Annotated in this window: 11 protein-coding genes and 1 tRNA gene; 7 read left to right on the forward strand and 5 right to left on the reverse strand. The window is 65.8% G+C overall.

Going from position 1 to position 14,836, the window contains the following annotated elements:
* The first annotated feature begins 3 nt into the window (after nucleotides 1-3).
* The 6 genes from CXR43_RS04875 (at nucleotide 4) to CXR43_RS04900 (ending at nucleotide 7,031) form a co-directional block, all read left to right on the forward strand.
* Nucleotides 4-663 carry a GntR family transcriptional regulator gene (locus CXR43_RS04875; RefSeq protein ID WP_103332956.1) on the forward strand — a complete coding sequence of 220 codons (660 nt, stop codon included), beginning with the start codon at nucleotides 4-6 and terminating at the stop codon, nucleotides 661-663.
* A 139-nt stretch (nucleotides 664-802) separates the two neighbouring features.
* Entirely contained in the window at nucleotides 803-2,194 is a 1,392-nt protein-coding gene (locus tag CXR43_RS04880) for an aspartate aminotransferase family protein (protein WP_103332957.1), read from the forward strand.
* A gap of 186 nt (nucleotides 2,195-2,380) precedes the next feature.
* A complete protein-coding gene (locus tag CXR43_RS04885; RefSeq protein WP_103332958.1) occupies nucleotides 2,381-3,415 on the forward strand; it encodes a cysteine synthase A in 1,035 nt (344 codons plus the stop codon).
* Nucleotides 3,412-5,979: a DUF3772 domain-containing protein gene (locus tag CXR43_RS04890; protein ID WP_246831282.1), complete on the forward strand. Its 2,568-nt coding sequence runs from the start codon at nucleotides 3,412-3,414 to the stop codon at nucleotides 5,977-5,979. Before CXR43_RS04885 ends, CXR43_RS04890 begins: the two co-directional genes overlap by 4 nt.
* Nucleotides 5,980-5,981: 2 nt before the next feature.
* Complete coding sequence (locus CXR43_RS04895) at nucleotides 5,982-6,701, forward strand: alanyl-tRNA editing protein (protein ID WP_103332959.1); 720 nt, start codon at nucleotides 5,982-5,984, stop codon at nucleotides 6,699-6,701.
* 240 nt (nucleotides 6,702-6,941) lie between these two features.
* Nucleotides 6,942-7,031 (forward strand) — tRNA-Ser (locus tag CXR43_RS04900).
* 150 nt (nucleotides 7,032-7,181) lie between these two features.
* On the opposite strand, the gene CXR43_RS04905 is transcribed toward CXR43_RS04900, so the two are convergent.
* From CXR43_RS04905 to CXR43_RS04920, 4 genes are all read right to left on the reverse strand, one after another.
* Nucleotides 7,182-7,769, reverse strand: coding sequence for an SDR family NAD(P)-dependent oxidoreductase (locus CXR43_RS04905; protein WP_246831283.1), 588 nt, complete (start codon nucleotides 7,767-7,769; stop codon nucleotides 7,182-7,184).
* Nucleotides 7,770-7,796: 27 nt separating this feature from the next.
* Nucleotides 7,797-10,919 (reverse strand): efflux RND transporter permease subunit, encoded by a 3,123-nt coding sequence (locus CXR43_RS04910; protein ID WP_103332960.1) that lies wholly within the window; start codon nucleotides 10,917-10,919, stop codon nucleotides 7,797-7,799.
* A gap of 5 nt (nucleotides 10,920-10,924) precedes the next feature.
* Nucleotides 10,925-12,016 (reverse strand): efflux RND transporter periplasmic adaptor subunit, encoded by a 1,092-nt coding sequence (locus CXR43_RS04915; RefSeq protein WP_246831284.1) that lies wholly within the window; start codon nucleotides 12,014-12,016, stop codon nucleotides 10,925-10,927.
* 189 nt (nucleotides 12,017-12,205) lie between these two features.
* The gene (locus CXR43_RS04920; RefSeq protein ID WP_246831285.1) at nucleotides 12,206-12,457 is read right to left on the reverse strand and encodes a DUF3291 domain-containing protein; all 252 of its coding nucleotides are present in this window, start codon (nucleotides 12,455-12,457) and stop codon (nucleotides 12,206-12,208) included.
* A gap of 292 nt (nucleotides 12,458-12,749) precedes the next feature.
* Between CXR43_RS04920 and CXR43_RS04925 the strand changes: the two genes are divergently transcribed.
* Nucleotides 12,750-13,394 (forward strand): TetR/AcrR family transcriptional regulator, encoded by a 645-nt coding sequence (locus CXR43_RS04925; protein ID WP_103332963.1) that lies wholly within the window; start codon nucleotides 12,750-12,752, stop codon nucleotides 13,392-13,394.
* A gap of 357 nt (nucleotides 13,395-13,751) precedes the next feature.
* On the opposite strand, the gene rsgA is transcribed toward CXR43_RS04925, so the two are convergent.
* Complete coding sequence (gene rsgA, locus CXR43_RS04930; RefSeq protein ID WP_103332964.1) at nucleotides 13,752-14,786, reverse strand: ribosome small subunit-dependent GTPase A; 1,035 nt, start codon at nucleotides 14,784-14,786, stop codon at nucleotides 13,752-13,754.
* Nucleotides 14,787-14,836: the final 50 nt, after the last annotated feature.

Genomic DNA, 14,836 nt, shown 5'->3' on the forward strand with positions numbered 1-14,836 from the left:
CTGATGGACGCGGACAGCCGGAAGATACCGACCCACGAGGTCACTTATGCGCGGCTGCGCGACATGATCCTGTTCGGCCATCTGGAACCCGGTGCGGCGGTGACGATTCAGGGTCTGATCTCGGATCTGGGGGCCGGCATGACCCCGGTGCGCGAGGCGATCCGTCGGCTGACGGCCGAGGGCGCGCTGGAACCGCAGGGCAACCGCCGCGTGGCGGTGCCCGGCATGACCGGGGCGGTGCTGGATCAGGTGGCCTTTGCCCGGCTGACCATTGAACCCAAGCTGGCCGAGATGGCGGCGGCGCATCTGACGCCTGCCTTGATCGGCCAGTTGCAGGCCATTGACAACACGGTGGACCACGCCATCCGGGCCGGGGACATTCCCGGCTATCTGCAAGCCAACCATGCCTTTCATTTCTGCCTCTATGAGGCGTCGGATGCGCCGGTGCTGGTCGATATGGCCCGGTCGATGTGGCTGCGCTTTGGCCCATCCTTGCGCGTGGTCTGCGCCCGGTTCGGCAGCGACGCCTTGCCTGACCGGCATTCCGAAGCACTGGCCGCCATGCGGTCGGGCGACGCCAGCGGCCTGCGCGAGGCGATCGAGCGCGATATTGCCCAAGGCGTCGATCAGGTCCGGCTGGGGTTGTCGCAAGGCGGGCTGTGACCGCGGCCCCGTGCCGTCAGGGGGCGGGGCTAGGCTTGCGGCAATAATTTGATCAAATTTCTTGAACCGCGCCGCGTTTGTCCCTATCCTTGGGGCAAGCCGGGGCCATTGCCCTGCTGATTCAGAAAGGGGCTTGGCCATGAACATGATCACAAATCACCTGCCGACAGCCGAGCTTCAGGCTCTGGACGCAGCACATCACATGCATCCGTTTACCGATGCGAACGGTCTGGCAACCAAGGGCGCGCGGGTCATCACGCGGGGCAAGGGCGTCTGGCTGACCGATTCCGAAGGCAACCGGATCATTGACGGCATGGCGGGGCTGTGGTGCGTGAACATCGGCTATGGCCGCAAGGAACTGGCCGAGGTGGCCGCGCGGCAGATGGAAGAGCTGGCCTATTACAACACCTTTTTCCAGACCACCCATGTGCCGGCCATCGCTTTGGCCGCCAAGATTGCCGAACTGGCACCGGGGGATCTGAACCATGTGTTCTTTGCCGGCTCTGGCTCCGAGGCCAATGACACCAATATCCGCCTTGTGCGGCGCTATTGGGATGTGAAGGGCCAGCCGGAGCGGCGCATCATCATCGGCCGCAAGAACGGCTATCACGGCTCGACCATGGGCGGCGGCAGCCTTGGCGGCATGGCCCCGATCCATGCGCATGGCGGCATGATCGACGGGATCGTGCACATCGACCAGCCCTATTGGTGGGGCGAGGGCGGCGACATGACCGAGGAGGCCTTCGGGCTGGAGCGCGCGCAGCAGCTTGAGGCCAAGATCCTGGAGCTTGGGGCCGACAAGGTTGCGGCTTTCATCGGCGAGGCGGTGCAGGGGGCCGGCGGCGTGATCATCCCGCCTGCCACCTACTGGCCGGAAATCCAGCGGATCTGCGACAAGTATGGCATCCTGTTGATCGTGGATGAGGTCATCACCGGCTTTGGCCGCACCGGCAACTGGTTCGGCAGCCAGACCTTTGGCATCAAGCCGCATATCATGACCATCGCCAAGGGGCTGTCCTCTGGCTATCAGCCGATCGGCGGGTCGATCGTCTGTGACAAGGTGGCGGCGACCATCGCGGAAGGTGGCGAGTTCTTCCACGGCTATACCTACAGCGGCCATCCGGTTGCGGCGGCGGTGGCGCTGGAAAACCTGCGCATTTTGCAGGATGAGCATATCGTGGAGCATGTGCGCGACGTGGCGCATCCCTACCTGAAACAGCGCTGGGATGCGCTGGCCGACCACCCGCTGGTGGGCGAGGCCAAGCTGGTGGGGCTGATGGGCTCCATCGCGCTGACGCCTGACAAGGCCAAACGCGCCAAGTTCCCCGGCGAGCAGGGCACGGTGGGCTTTCGCTGCCGCGAGCGCTGCTTTGCCAACAACCTGATCATGCGCCATGTGGGCGACCGGATGATCATCTCGCCGCCGTTGGTGATCACCCCGGAGGAGATCGACATCCTGATCGACCGGGCCACCACCAGTCTGGATGAATGCTATGCCGGCCTGAAGGCGGATGGGATGATGACGGCCTGAGGCAACGCGGCACGCGCTTTGCGGTGCAACTGTCTGACATGCGCCCGCCGCAGGCTTTCCCGGTCTGACCAGCGCGCAGCCCTTGTGGCTGTGCGCTGGTCTCTTTCGCGCGAGGCGGTGTGCGGCCCTGCTTGAGGTTGGGGCGCGCATTGCCTACACATAAGGCAATGGACAAGAGGGCCGCCCATGCGCATTCATTCTGATCTTGCCGACACCATTGGCAACACCCCGCTGCTGAAGCTGAAACGCGCGTCCGAGATGACGGGCTGTACCATTCTTGGCAAATGCGAGTTTCTGAACCCCGGCCAGTCGGTCAAGGACCGGGCGGCGCTGTATATCATCCGCGATGCGGTGGCGCGCGGCGATCTGAAGCCGGGCGGCACGATTGTCGAAGGCACGGCCGGCAATACCGGCATCGGGCTGGCGCTGGTCGGTGCCTCGATGGGGTTCAAGACGGTGATCGTCATTCCTGAGACGCAATCTCAGGAAAAGAAGGACATGCTGCGGCTGGCGGGGGCAGAGCTGGTGCAGGTGCCGGCAGCCCCCTACCGCAACCCCAACAACTATGTGCGCTATTCCGGGCGTCTGGCCGAGGCTTTGGCGCGGACCGAACCCAATGGCGCGATCTGGGCCAACCAGTTTGACAATGTGGCCAACCGTCAGGCGCATATCGAAACCACCGGGCCGGAGATCTGGGAACAGACGGGCGGCCGCGTGGACGGGTTCATCTGCGCCGTGGGGTCGGGCGGCACGCTGGCGGGCGTGGGCATGGCGCTGCAGCCAAAGGGCGTCAAGATCGGGCTGGCCGATCCCGAGGGGGCGGCGCTGCATGCCTTCTACACCACGGGCAAGCTGGAAAGCCCCGGCACATCCATCACCGAAGGCATCGGGCAGGGGCGGATCACCGCCAATCTGGAAGGGTTCACCCCCGACTTCAGCTATCGCATTCCGGATGCCGAGGCTTTGCCCTTGGTGTTTGACATGCTGGAGGAAGAGGGGATCTGCCTTGGCGGGTCATCGGGCATCAACATCGCGGGGGCCATGCGCATGGCGCAAGAGATGGGGCCGGGCCACACAATCGTGACCATCCTGTGCGATTACGGCAACCGCTATCAGTCCAAGCTCTACAACCCGGCGTTCCTGAAGGAAAAGGGCCTGCCGGTGCCGGTCTGGCTGGATCAGACCCCCAAAGCCTTGCCCAGCGTGTTTGAAGACGCATGACCCTGCTGCGCCGTTCCGGTCTGCCGCGCGCGCTGTTGCAGGCGCTGATGCTGGTATTTGCTCTGGCGCTGGTTCCCGTGGGCGGTCTGGCGCAGTCTGCCCCGCAAAGCGGGGTGCCGGCCCGGGGGCAAACCGCCGAGGTGGGGCCGCAGACAGGGGCAGCCGCGGTTCCGGCAGAGCCAGAACTGGATTATACGGCCTGGGAAGCGGTGGCAGAACAGGCCGAGACCGCGCTGGAAGACAGTACATCCGCGGCCGCCGTTCTGGATGGGCTGCGCGGGCAGCTGGTGGCGTGGCGGACGACCTTTCTGGCCGCACAGGGCACCAATTCGGCGCGGATTGCCATTCTGCGCCAGCAGATCACCGCCCTTGGCGCCCCGCCGGCCGAGGGCGAGACCGAGGCCGAAGAAATTGCCGCGCGCCGGGCCGAGCTGAACGGGCAACTGGTCCGGCTGCAGGCCCCGGGTCTTGCGGCGGAAGAGGCCTATTTGCGGGCCGATGGGCTCATTGCGGAAATCGACCGCACGCTGCGCGAGCGGCAGGCGGATGAATTGCTGCAGCTCTACCCCAGCCCGCTGAACCCGGCCAATTGGGCCGGTGCGGCGCGGGTGGTGAGCGGGGCCGTTGCCGGGATCGGGGCCGAGACCGGCCAGCGTCTTGCGTCTCCGGTGGCCACGGAAACGCTGGTCAACAACCTGCCGGCCATTGTGCTGCTGTTGCTGTTCAGCGTGGCACTGATCTGGCGTGGCAGGCCGCTGGTGGAAAAGCTGGTGGCGCGCATTCACAAGCGCTGGTCGGCGCGGGGTGTGAGGGTGGCGACGCTGGTCCTGTCGCTGGGGCAGATCGTGGTGCCTGCCGGAGGGGTCTTTGCCCTGTCGCATGCGCTGCGCCTGTCGGGCATGTTCGGCATCCGCGGCACGGTACTGCTGGAGACGCTGCCGGCCGCCGGGATCGTGCTGTTCACCGCGGTCTGGCTGGGCACCCAGCTGTTTCCGCGCACCCATGATTTCCTGCCGATCCGGCTGAGCGACGAACAAAGGGCACAGGGCCGCCTGATCACCGCGCTCTATGGCATTCTGCTGGCCTTCAATGCCCTGCGTCTGGCGGTGATCGATCCTCCGGATCTGTCAGAGGCTGCGCGCGGTGTGCTGGCCTTTCCTGCGGTGGTCGTCGCGGGGATCTTGCTGGTGCGCATTGCGCAGCTGATCCGCCAGTCTGTGTCGCCCGACAGCATCGGCGATGACGAAGACGGGTTCCGCAACCGCATCATATCGCTGCTGGGACGCGGTGCCATCCTGATCGGGGTTGCGGCCCCGGTTCTGGCGGCCATCGGCTATATTCCTGCGGCCGAGGCTTTGGTGTTCCCGGCGGCAACCTCGCTGGGGCTGCTGGGGCTGCTGTATATCCTGCAGACCCTTGTGACCGATATCTATGCGGTGATCACCCGCAATGAGGAAGGCGCGCGCAACGCGCTGGTGCCGGTGCTGGTGGGCTTCGGGCTGGTTCTGGCGGCCCTGCCGGTGTTCGCGCTGATCTGGGGCGCGCGGCTGGCCGATCTGACCGAGCTGTGGACCCGGATGCGCGAAGGCTTCACATTGGGCGAGACCCGGATTTCGCCCACCAACTTCCTGTTCTTTGCGGTGCTGTTCGGGGTCGGCATCACGGTCACCCGGTTGTTTCAGGGGGCTTTGCGCGGATCAATCCTGCCGCGCACCAGCCTGGATCAGGGCGCGCGCAATGCGCTGATCTCTGGCGTGGGCTATGTGGGCATCTTTCTGGCCGGGTTGATTGCGATCAATTCCGCCGGGATCGACCTGTCGGGGCTGGCCATTGTGGCCGGGGCCCTGTCGGTGGGCATCGGCTTTGGCTTGCAGAACATCGTGTCGAACTTCGTGTCGGGCATCATCCTGCTGATCGAGCGCCCCGTAAGCGAGGGCGACTGGATCGAGGTTGGTGGCGTGCAGGGCAAGGTCAAGGCGATTTCCGTCCGCTCGACCCGGATCGAGACCTTTGACCGCACCGATGTGATCGTGCCCAACACCGATCTGATCGCGGGGCAGGTCACCAACTGGACGCATTTCAACCTGACCGGGCGGCTGATCGTGCCGGTGGGTGTGGCCTATGGGTCAGACACCCGCAAGGTGACGCGCATCCTGCAAGAGATTGCCGAGGCCCAGCCTCTGGCCATCCTCAACCCGCCGCCGCTGGTGGTGTTCATGGCCTTCGGGGCGGATTCGATGAATTTCGAGATCCGGGTGATCTTGCGCGACGTGAATTTTTCCTTGTCGGTCCGCAGCGAGATCAACCACCAGATCGCGCAGCGCTTTGCCGAGGAAGGGATCGAAATTCCCTTCGCTCAATCGGATGTCACTTTGCGCAACGCGTCCGAGATCGCCGATTTGCTGCGCGGCCTGCAAGGCGGAGCGGCCGGAATGGCGCCACCCGCCGCAGCTTCTGCCCCTGCTGCCGCCCCGGCCGCGCCGGAACCCCGGCCAGCCGGACCACTGCCACGTGACCAGGAACCCGGAGAGGGGCTGGCAGACCCTGCCAAGGGGGGAGATTGACCATGACGGAGTTGTTGTTCCGCGATGACGCCTATTGCCAGCAGACAGAATCGCGGGTGACGGGACATACCCCCGAGGGCGGCATCCTGATTGACCGTACGGTATTCTACCCCACCGGGGGCGGGCAGCCGGGTGATTCCGGCTGGGTGGAATGGGCCGGGGGGCGTTTGTCCATTGCAACAGCGGTCAAGGTGGAAGGCGGGCAGGTTGCCCTGGTGCCCTCCGAGCCGCTGGCCCTGCCACCGGTGGGCGCGGTGCTGACCCAGCGGCTGGACTGGACCCGCAGGCACCGGCACATGCGGATGCACACGGCGCTGCATCTGTTGTCGGTGGTGATCCCGCTGCCGGTGACCGGCGGCCAGATCGGGGCGGAGCGGGGGCGGCTGGATTTCGACATGCCCGATCCGCCGGAAGACAGTGCCCGGTTGACGGCGGCGCTCCTGGCCCTGGTGGACCGCGACCTGCCGGTGACCGATGAATGGATCACGGATCAGGCCTTGCTGGCCAATCCGGGGCTGGTCAAGACCATGTCGGTCATGCCGCCGCTGGGGCAGGGCCGGGTGCGTCTGGTGCGGATCGGGCAGGGCGAAGCGCCGGTGGACCTGCAGCCCTGTGGGGGCACCCATGTCGCCCGGACGGGCGAGGTCGGGCGCGTCGAGATCAGCAAGATCGAAAAGAAGGGGCGGCAGAACCGCCGCGTAACGCTGACGCTTGGCCTTTGAAGACGGGCGCGCGCGGCCCGCGCCAGCGGTCCCACCGCCCCTGCCCCTCGGCGCATGCGGTGCGGCCCGGGGACGCGGCCGCTTAGCGGCCCTGCAACACAAAGTGCCGCGATCTGCCGGTGGTGCACCGTCAGGCTGCCCCGTCGCTCCCGGTCACATCAGGGGCCAATGCACAAACACCCCCCTTTGCGGAAATCCGCTCTTGCATCTTTGTTCCAGTCGCGATTAAGACACCGCCACGGACAGTTGGCCGAGTGGTCGAAGGCGCACGCCTGGAAAGTGTGTAGGCGGGGAACCGTCTCGAGGGTTCGAATCCCTCACTGTCCGCCACTTGCACATCGCAAACCCGAGATGAGGTCCCTGACGGGGCATGTTTTCTTTTTGTTTCAAAGGGGTTTAGCGAGGCCATCCGACTTTCGGAGACTGGGCGATGGCCCGAAATCGGTCTCTAAACGCCCCGCGTCTCTTTCCATCCGCCCTTCACCCAAATCGAGACGGATTCAAAAAGTGACGCACTTTCAGTAAGTTGGCGAAATTGAATTGCGCCGCAGTTGCAGCGGATTCGTCCGCTCCCGGTGCGAACAGAGACAGGGGTGCGCCGTTGAACCCCACGAGCGAGCCGAACAGCACGATCCCGCCGCGTCGTTGCGCCGACATGCGCTGCCCGAAGCCATGGGACAGTTCCACGACCGACCGGCAGTTCAGGTCCACCATATTGATCTCGGAGGCCATGTCTTGGTCTAGGAACGGCCCGATGGAGCCAAAGCCCGCAGCGGCCACGACAAGGCCCACCGGCGTGCTTTCCGTGAGCGACAGAAGGTCTGGCACAGCGGAGGGATCGGACAAGTCCATCGCCAAGACACGCACATCCGCGCCGAAACGGGTGCCCAGATCCAAGGCCATGTCGTGCAGGACGTCACCCCGCCGCGCGACAAGGATCAGATCAAAGCCCTGCTCGGCCAGTTGGACGGCAAAGGCGCGACCGATGCCGTCGCTGGCCCCCGTGATCAGGGCGGTGGAGCCGAAACGGCGCTTGAGGGCACTGTCCTTGCTTGGTGTTTTGGTCATTTCTTGCCCTTTCCTATGGCTTCGCTGTCATTCGCCCGCGAGGCGGAGCGGCTTCATTTTGGGTTGAACATCGGCAGTGTGGCCCACGTCTGGCCTGCGCCGTGAAAGCGTCAGGGCGAACATCTGCGGCGTGAAGGCGAAGGCCAGCGTCACCGACAGGGCGACGCCGCCGGCCACCGACATCGCGAAGGGCGGCCAGAAGCCGCCTCCGCCCAGGATCAGGGGCAGGAAGCCACCCACGGTCGTGATGGTGGTCGAGGTGATGTGGCGTGCCGAGCCTGCCACGACATCGACCATGGCGGCGCGGTCCCCGGCGCTGGCCTTCGCATCTTCCTGCAGCCCCGAAAGCACGATCAGGGCTGCATTGATCGACACCCCGATGGAGCCGATCACGCCGATGATCGCATTGATCCCGAAGGGATAGTCGAAGATCGCCAGCGCAAGCATCGACAGACCCGCCGACAGGCCCGCGACCGTGAAGGCGATCAGCGTCAGGCGGAAGGAGTTGAAGGTCATCACCACAACCGCAATCGTCAGGGTGATGATCAGACCCAAGGGTGCGATGAGCGCCTGCACGGTGGAATTGCGCGCATCAGAGTCGCCGCCGGTTTCCAGCCGGATCCCCTGTGGCGGGGCATAGCCGCCCGCCTCGAGCACCGCCATCGCCTCGGCAAGCGCCACGGCGGGCAGGATGCCGGGCATGAGATATGCCTGAACGGTATTCACCCGCTCGCCATTGCGCCGCGTGATCATGCTTTCGGACGGTTCCAGCCGCAGGGTTCCAAGCGTCGACAGCGGCACCGCGGGGAACTGGCCCGAAGCTGCGACCGCTCCGGCCCCCGGCGGCTGGATCGGCATATCCCCGATGGCGACCGGATCACCGCGCAACCCTGCGCCAAGGCGCACGCGCACCGGGAGCTCTTCGGTCCCTTCGAGAAGCGAACCGCCGGTGACGCCTTCCAGCCCCGCCTCCATCTGCCGGGCAACCTGACCCAGATCGAGACCCAAGAGACGCGCGCGGGCTTCGTCGATGTCCAGCGTGAGCTTGGGCGCACCCCCCGCAATCCCGGTGCGGACCATGGCCACCGTGGAGACCTCGGCCAGCCGGGCGCGCAGGTCGTCGCCCGCAAGGCGCAGCGCGTCGATATCCTGGCCCACCAGACGCAGTTCCACCGGCGCATTGACCGGCGGGCCTTGTGTCAGACTGCGGATGACAAAGCGCGCTTGCAGGAACGCGGGCGGCAGATGGGTCTGTAGGTTGTCCAGCAGCCGCTCGGTTGCGGCAGGCGATGCGGTGCGGATCAGCGCCTGAGCGAAGGCCGGGGCCTGATCGCGGTCGCCCACCATGTTGTAGTAGAAGGCGGGTGCCGACCGGCCCATGACCCAGGCAACGTCAAGGATATCCTCCTTGGCCGTCAGCCTCGCGTCGATCTCGCGCACCACGCGCATCGTCTCGGCAATGCCGGTGCCGGGGGGCAGGTCGACCTCGATATGGAACTGGTCGCGGTCCACGCCCGGAAAGAACTGTGGTGTCAGTGTCGGCAGCGACAGGAAGCCGATCACCGGCAGGATCAGCGACAGCGCCACAGTGCGCAAGGGGTTGGCCATCGACAGGGCCAGCAGGCCGCGGAAATCGCGCATCAGAGGGCCGTCGCGCGCGGGCGCACCATCGCCCATGCGCAGCCAGCGCCCGGCAATGGCCGGGGTGATCGTGACGGCCACGACAAAGGACCAGGCCAGCATCACGATCACGGAAATGGCGATGGAGCCGACGAAATCCCCGGCTGGGCCGGGCAACAGCAACAGCGGCAGGAAGGACAGGATCGTGGTGATGGTGGATGCCGCAAGCGGCATGGTCAGCCGCCGCACGGACCCCGCGACGGCGTCGATCCGCGTCAGGCCCTCACGCAGCCGCTTGCCCACCTCGTCCGTCATCACAATGGCGGCGTCGACCAAGAGGCCAAGTGCCACGATCAGGCCGGTGACACTCATCTGGTGGATCGGCACGGCCAGCGCGTTCAGCGTGGCGACGGAGGCCAAAGATACCACCGGAAGCACCATTGCCACGATCAGCGCCGCCCGCCACCCGAGGGTCACGAACAGGACCACCACGACCAGAACAACGCCGACGAGCATGTTCATGCCGACTTCCGCCAGCCGATCGAGGGTGTAGCGGCTCTGGTCGAACACGGTCTCGATCGACAGGCCCCAGGGCAGGGCTATGGCTTGGGCTGCCACAGCGGCGCGGATGCCGCCCATCCAGCGATCCACCTGCAATCCCACGCTCAATTTGGCGGAGACGAGGATTGCAGGTCGGCCCTGAAACAAAGCAGCCTCGGCCAAAGGCAGACGGGGGCCGCGGGTGATCTCGGCCACATCGCCCAACAGCGTCACGCGGCCATCCGCATCCTCGCGCAGCACAACCGCACGCAGGCGGTCAAGCGAGGTGATCTCTCCCGTAATCCCCAGGACCAGATCGGTTTCGTCACCGCGCAACCGGCCCGCCTGCACCTTGGCGTCGGCGGCGCGGATCGCGGCGGAGACTTCGTCGGCGGTCAGACCAAGGGCAGCCGTCCGGTCCGGGTGAAGCGTGACCAGCACTTCCTCCTCGGGCGCTCCGTGCAGATCGACGAGGCTGGTGCCCGGCACGCGGCGCAACCTGTCGGCCAGCGCCTCGGCTTCGCGGGCGGCCCGGGTCAGGCTGAACCCTTCGGGCAGGGTCAGGGCAAAGATCGCCGCATAACCACCCGCGCCATCGCTGTCGAAATCGGGCTCCAGCACGCCCGCTGGAAACGCCCGCTGCGCGTCGGCCACCGCATCGCGGACCTGCGCCCAAAGCTGCTCGATGATCTCGGGCGGGACGGTTTCGATCAGTTCGACCGAGATGACCGAGATGCCGGTGGCGGATGTCGACGACACCTCGGCGATCTCGGGGATGGTGCGCAGCTCAGTCTCGATCTTGGTGGTCACCAACGCCTCGACACGGGCCGGATCGGCTCCGGGAAAGACAGTAGTGATCGTGGCGAAGATATTGGTGATCGTCGGGTCTTCCTGCCGCCCGATGGATACCAGCGCCGACAGGCCCGCCGACAGGATCACCAGAAGCGCCAGCATCACGAGGCGCGGTTGCCGGAAAAACAGCGTGTCCATGCGCGTCACTCCACCTGTGCCAGAATAAGCTGGCCCGGCGCGACGCGGTCGGGCGCCTCGGCCACGATCCGCGCGCCGGGGGGCAGATCGCCGCGCAGGAACACGCGATTGCCATCGCTGTGGATGACCTCGACCGCCGCAGGCAGGGTTCGGTCGCCCATCGCCGTGGCCTCAACCGCCATCACCGACCACGACCCGCGCGCGCCTTCGCGCAAGGCACTGAGCGGGGCCCAGAATCCGGGATCGTCCACCCTCTGCGTCAAAAGAAGCGCCACGGTGTTGCCCAGGACGGGTGCGGCCCCGTGGGGCAGGGTGACGACGACCGAGCGGCTGCGGGTGTTGGGGTCAAGGTCCGGTCGGATCTGGCGCAGGGTGGCTTCCAATTCCTCACCGCCCAACGCGATGGTCACGCGGTCCCCGACGGCAAGCCCAGCGGCCATTTCAGGCGGCAGGCCGACCCGGGCGCGGGCAGGCTCTGTGTCAAACAGCACCAGAACGGTCTGCCCCGCCGCCGCCGTCTGCCCCGGATCGGCCATGCGCGCGCCGATGCGGGCGGGATAGGGGGCCGTCAGCACGGATTTTTCCAGCCGCACGTCAACGCCCGCCATGCGCGCGCGGACAGCCGCCATCCCGGCTTCGGTGCGCGCCAGCGTCAGTCGGGCATCGTCTTGCGCCGCGACCGAGGTAAAGCCCCGCTCCGTCAGCGCGTCGTTGCGTGCCAGCGTCAGCCGGGCACGTTCAGCGTCAGCCGCCAAGGCCGCCAAGTCCGCCTCGAGCGCCGCACGTTCCGGGGTCAGGGCGCTGGTGTCCAGCCGCGCCAGCACCGCGCCCGCGGCGACGACATCACCTTCCTCGACCAGCACTTGCGTGATCCGCCCGCCCAGTTCGAACCCCAGATCGGTTCGCGCCGCCGCCTCGATCTGGCCTGTGAACCGTCGGGTGACGGTGTAACCCGGTGTCAGCTCTACCGACATCACGCCGACCGATGTCCGCGGTGCAGCAGCAGCAGGGGCGACATCGCCCTCGGCTGTGATCAGAGAAAACCCTCCGATGACTGCAGCCGCAGCTGCCCCGCAGATCATGAGCGTCGTCGTCATGGTCCGCACCCGACCAAGCGCCGTTCGAAAACCTGATGCCATACGCTGGGTCATGGAAGGACTGCTCCAATAAAGTTAGATGTACTTACATATGTTAGAATCGCTCACTTTGGCAATAGGGAGTGAACTGCGGCGCGCGGCGCAGCCGGAGCGGGCTGATGTGTAAGGGGAGACAAGGGGGGCGCGCCCTCATACCGCACGCCCACGCTCCAGCCAGATCGCGTGGACCTCGGACCAGTCGGGGGCGTGCTGCGCAGGGTAGCCAACCACTTTCCCCGTCGCGATGCGGGGAAACAGACGCATGGCCTCAAGATGAGCATCCGCAGTCAGATAGGCCCGCATGGCATCCTTGTCGGTCCAGACCGAAAGCGTGTGATGAACGCCGTTGATGGTACGGGCATCGGCGGAAATGTTGCCGGGTGCCTTCCGCACTTGCACCATGGACTTCATAGCATGCAACCAGAAGGACGGGATGTGCCAGATCCGCCGCACCTGCAAGCCGGTGATGGAAACATAGAAGTGCTGCTGCCTCGGACTGTCCCTTCAGTGTCAAGCGCCTCCCCCTGCGGAACGCAGGGGAGCCGATCTGTTGCGAGAAATCCCTTCGTGACGGACAGTCGCGAGGTGCAGGATAGGGAGGGGCGCTCCTGCCCTTGTAAAGATATGTGAGCGGTGCTAACTTTCGTCAACAAGAAAGTGAATGTTACTCACTTTACTGAAAGGCCAAGTCACCATGTCGACCGACCCGTCCGCCCCAGATGCCGCGCCGACCGTGACGCCCAAGGCCGCCTATCACCACGGTGACCTTCGCGCGCAACTCATCGCAGCCGTCCGGGAACTGGTCGAAACGCATGGCCCGGACGGTTTCTCCGTGGCCGAGGCTGCACGCCGCGCCGGTGTCAGCTCCGCAGCGCCCTACAAGCATTTCAAGGATCGTCACGAAATCCTCCGGGGGGTCGTGAGTGAAGCGATGGACCGGTTGCGCGCCGCAATGGAAGCGGGTGCCGCAGCCCACCCTCATGGTTCACTCGAAGCCGTCGCAGCGGTGGGGTTGGCCTATGTCGCCTTTGCCCGGGCCGAACCGGGGGTATTCCGGCTGGTATTCGGCCTGACAGAGGGGCATGAGAACGCCCCTGACCTGCTGGCCAAGGGCGAAGGCTGTTTTGGCGTGGTCGTAAGGGCTGTTGCTGCGCGACTAGAGCTGCCGGCAGGGGACGGACAAGTCCAGCGCCGCGCCTATATGCTGTGGTCCTTTGTCCATGGCCATTCGTTCCTGACCATCGATATGAAGCACAAGGTCGCAAGCGCCGAGATTGACGATTGGGATTATTTGGTATCGATCAGCCGCGCGATCCTTGCCTCGGCGGCGCAGGCATGACGCCGGGTCCGTGCCGGTTGTCTCGGGCCGTGCCACAGCAAGGCGGTCATGATGCTCCGAGCCCGCACAGTCGGCCTTGCCGCAGACCTTGGCAAGAACGCGCGCTGTGATCACCGACCCGGTGGTTGCCGTCGAGGCCGTTGCCCGCTCGCTGGACATGTCTGTTCCGTCCGTATTGCTGCTATAGCCTGCTCTGGTCCTTGTGTCGCCGCTCAGCGGCATACCGGGCTTGTCATCCTTTGCTGGGCTGACGATTGCGCTGATCGCCTTTCAAAATCTGATCGGGTCAGGGTGTCCCGCCCCCTTACGCTCCGCCACGGACTGCTGGCCTGTCTTCGCGCCCTGCGGCCGCGCAGATCACCGGCGCCTTGAGGGCAGCTTGGTGGTCCGGTTGCCGCGCGGGCCGGACTGGACCGGTGTATTGGCGCGGTTTTCATCCTGCAGTTTGCGCCACCGCTCCAACCGCGCTGCGTCCAGCGTGCCGGCGGCGATGGCGGCCTGCACCGCACAGCCGGGTTCATGCGCATGGGTACAGTCGCGAAAGCGACAGGCGGGGGCCAGCTCGGTGATCTCGGCAAACAGCTGGTCCAGCCCGAAGGCGGTGTCGGCGATATGCAGCGTCCGCATGCCCGGCGTGTCGATCACCCAGCCGCCCGCCCTGATCGGGTGAAGCGAGCGCGCCGTGGTGGTGTGCCGCCCCTTGGCATCGGACAGGCGGATGCTGCCGGTTTCCTGCGCGTCCTTGCCGGATTTTCCGGCCAATGTGTTCAGCAGCGATGACTTGCCCACCCCCGATGAGCCGACAAGGGCCACGGTCTGGCCCGGAGCGCACCACGGGGCCAGCAGATCGGCGGCCTGCGCCGACTGGGCGTTCAGCGCCACAACCGCAAGCCCGCGTTGCAGGCCCGCGACCTGTGCGATGTAGGGTGCGGCGTCGGGCACCTGATCGGCCTTGGTCAGAACCATCACCGGATTGGTGCCCGCCTCATTGGCAAAGGCCAGATAGCGTTCCAGCCGGGCCGGATTCAGGTCTTCGTTGCACGAGGTGACGATGAACAGCGTATCGACATTGGCGGCAATCAGCTGCGGCGCGCGCGCGCCTTCGGTATGGCGTTGCAGCACTGATTTGCGGGTCAAGCGGCGCAGCAGCAGCCTGCTGTGCGGATCGACCAACACCCAGTCGCCCACCGCATAATCGGCGGTGCTGGCCTGCGCCGACATCGACAGCCGGACCGGCTCGCCATCAGACACCGCGGTGACCCGGGCGCGATGCACCGTGGCGATGCGCATGCGGTCAAGGCTCTGCTCGGCATCGCTCAGCTGATCGTCAAAGAAGGCCGACCAGCCAAGGCCGGGCGGAGAGAGGGGAGGGGGCTCTGGGGTATGGGTCATGGCTGACTGCATGATCCTGACTTTGGTGCAATGCAAGTGGTCGTCACCCG

Source organism: Pseudotabrizicola formosa (assembly GCF_002900965.1).
Taxonomy (GTDB): Bacteria; Pseudomonadota; Alphaproteobacteria; order Rhodobacterales; family Rhodobacteraceae; genus Pseudotabrizicola; species Pseudotabrizicola formosa.

What these genes read in the sequence shown, in the direction of transcription:
- CXR43_RS04875 (WP_103332956.1), top strand. Translation starts at nt 4, where the DNA reads ATGGACGCGGACAGCCGGAAGATACCGACCCACGAGGTCACTTATGCG.
- CXR43_RS04880 (WP_103332957.1), top strand. Translation starts at nt 803, where the DNA reads ATGAACATGATCACAAATCACCTGCCGACAGCCGAGCTTCAGGCTCTG.
- CXR43_RS04885 (WP_103332958.1), top strand. Translation starts at nt 2,381, where the DNA reads ATGCGCATTCATTCTGATCTTGCCGACACCATTGGCAACACCCCGCTG.
- CXR43_RS04890 (WP_246831282.1), top strand. Translation starts at nt 3,412, where the DNA reads ATGACCCTGCTGCGCCGTTCCGGTCTGCCGCGCGCGCTGTTGCAGGCG.
- CXR43_RS04895 (WP_103332959.1), top strand. Translation starts at nt 5,982, where the DNA reads ATGACGGAGTTGTTGTTCCGCGATGACGCCTATTGCCAGCAGACAGAA.
- CXR43_RS04905 (WP_246831283.1), bottom strand. Translation starts at nt 7,769, where the DNA reads ATGACCAAAACACCAAGCAAGGACAGTGCCCTCAAGCGCCGTTTCGGC.
- CXR43_RS04910 (WP_103332960.1), bottom strand. Translation starts at nt 10,919, where the DNA reads ATGGACACGCTGTTTTTCCGGCAACCGCGCCTCGTGATGCTGGCGCTT.
- CXR43_RS04915 (WP_246831284.1), bottom strand. Translation starts at nt 12,016, where the DNA reads ATGACGACGACGCTCATGATCTGCGGGGCAGCTGCGGCTGCAGTCATC.
- CXR43_RS04920 (WP_246831285.1), bottom strand. Translation starts at nt 12,457, where the DNA reads ATGGTGCAAGTGCGGAAGGCACCCGGCAACATTTCCGCCGATGCCCGT.
- CXR43_RS04925 (WP_103332963.1), top strand. Translation starts at nt 12,750, where the DNA reads ATGTCGACCGACCCGTCCGCCCCAGATGCCGCGCCGACCGTGACGCCC.
- rsgA (WP_103332964.1), bottom strand. Translation starts at nt 14,786, where the DNA reads ATGACCCATACCCCAGAGCCCCCTCCCCTCTCTCCGCCCGGCCTTGGC.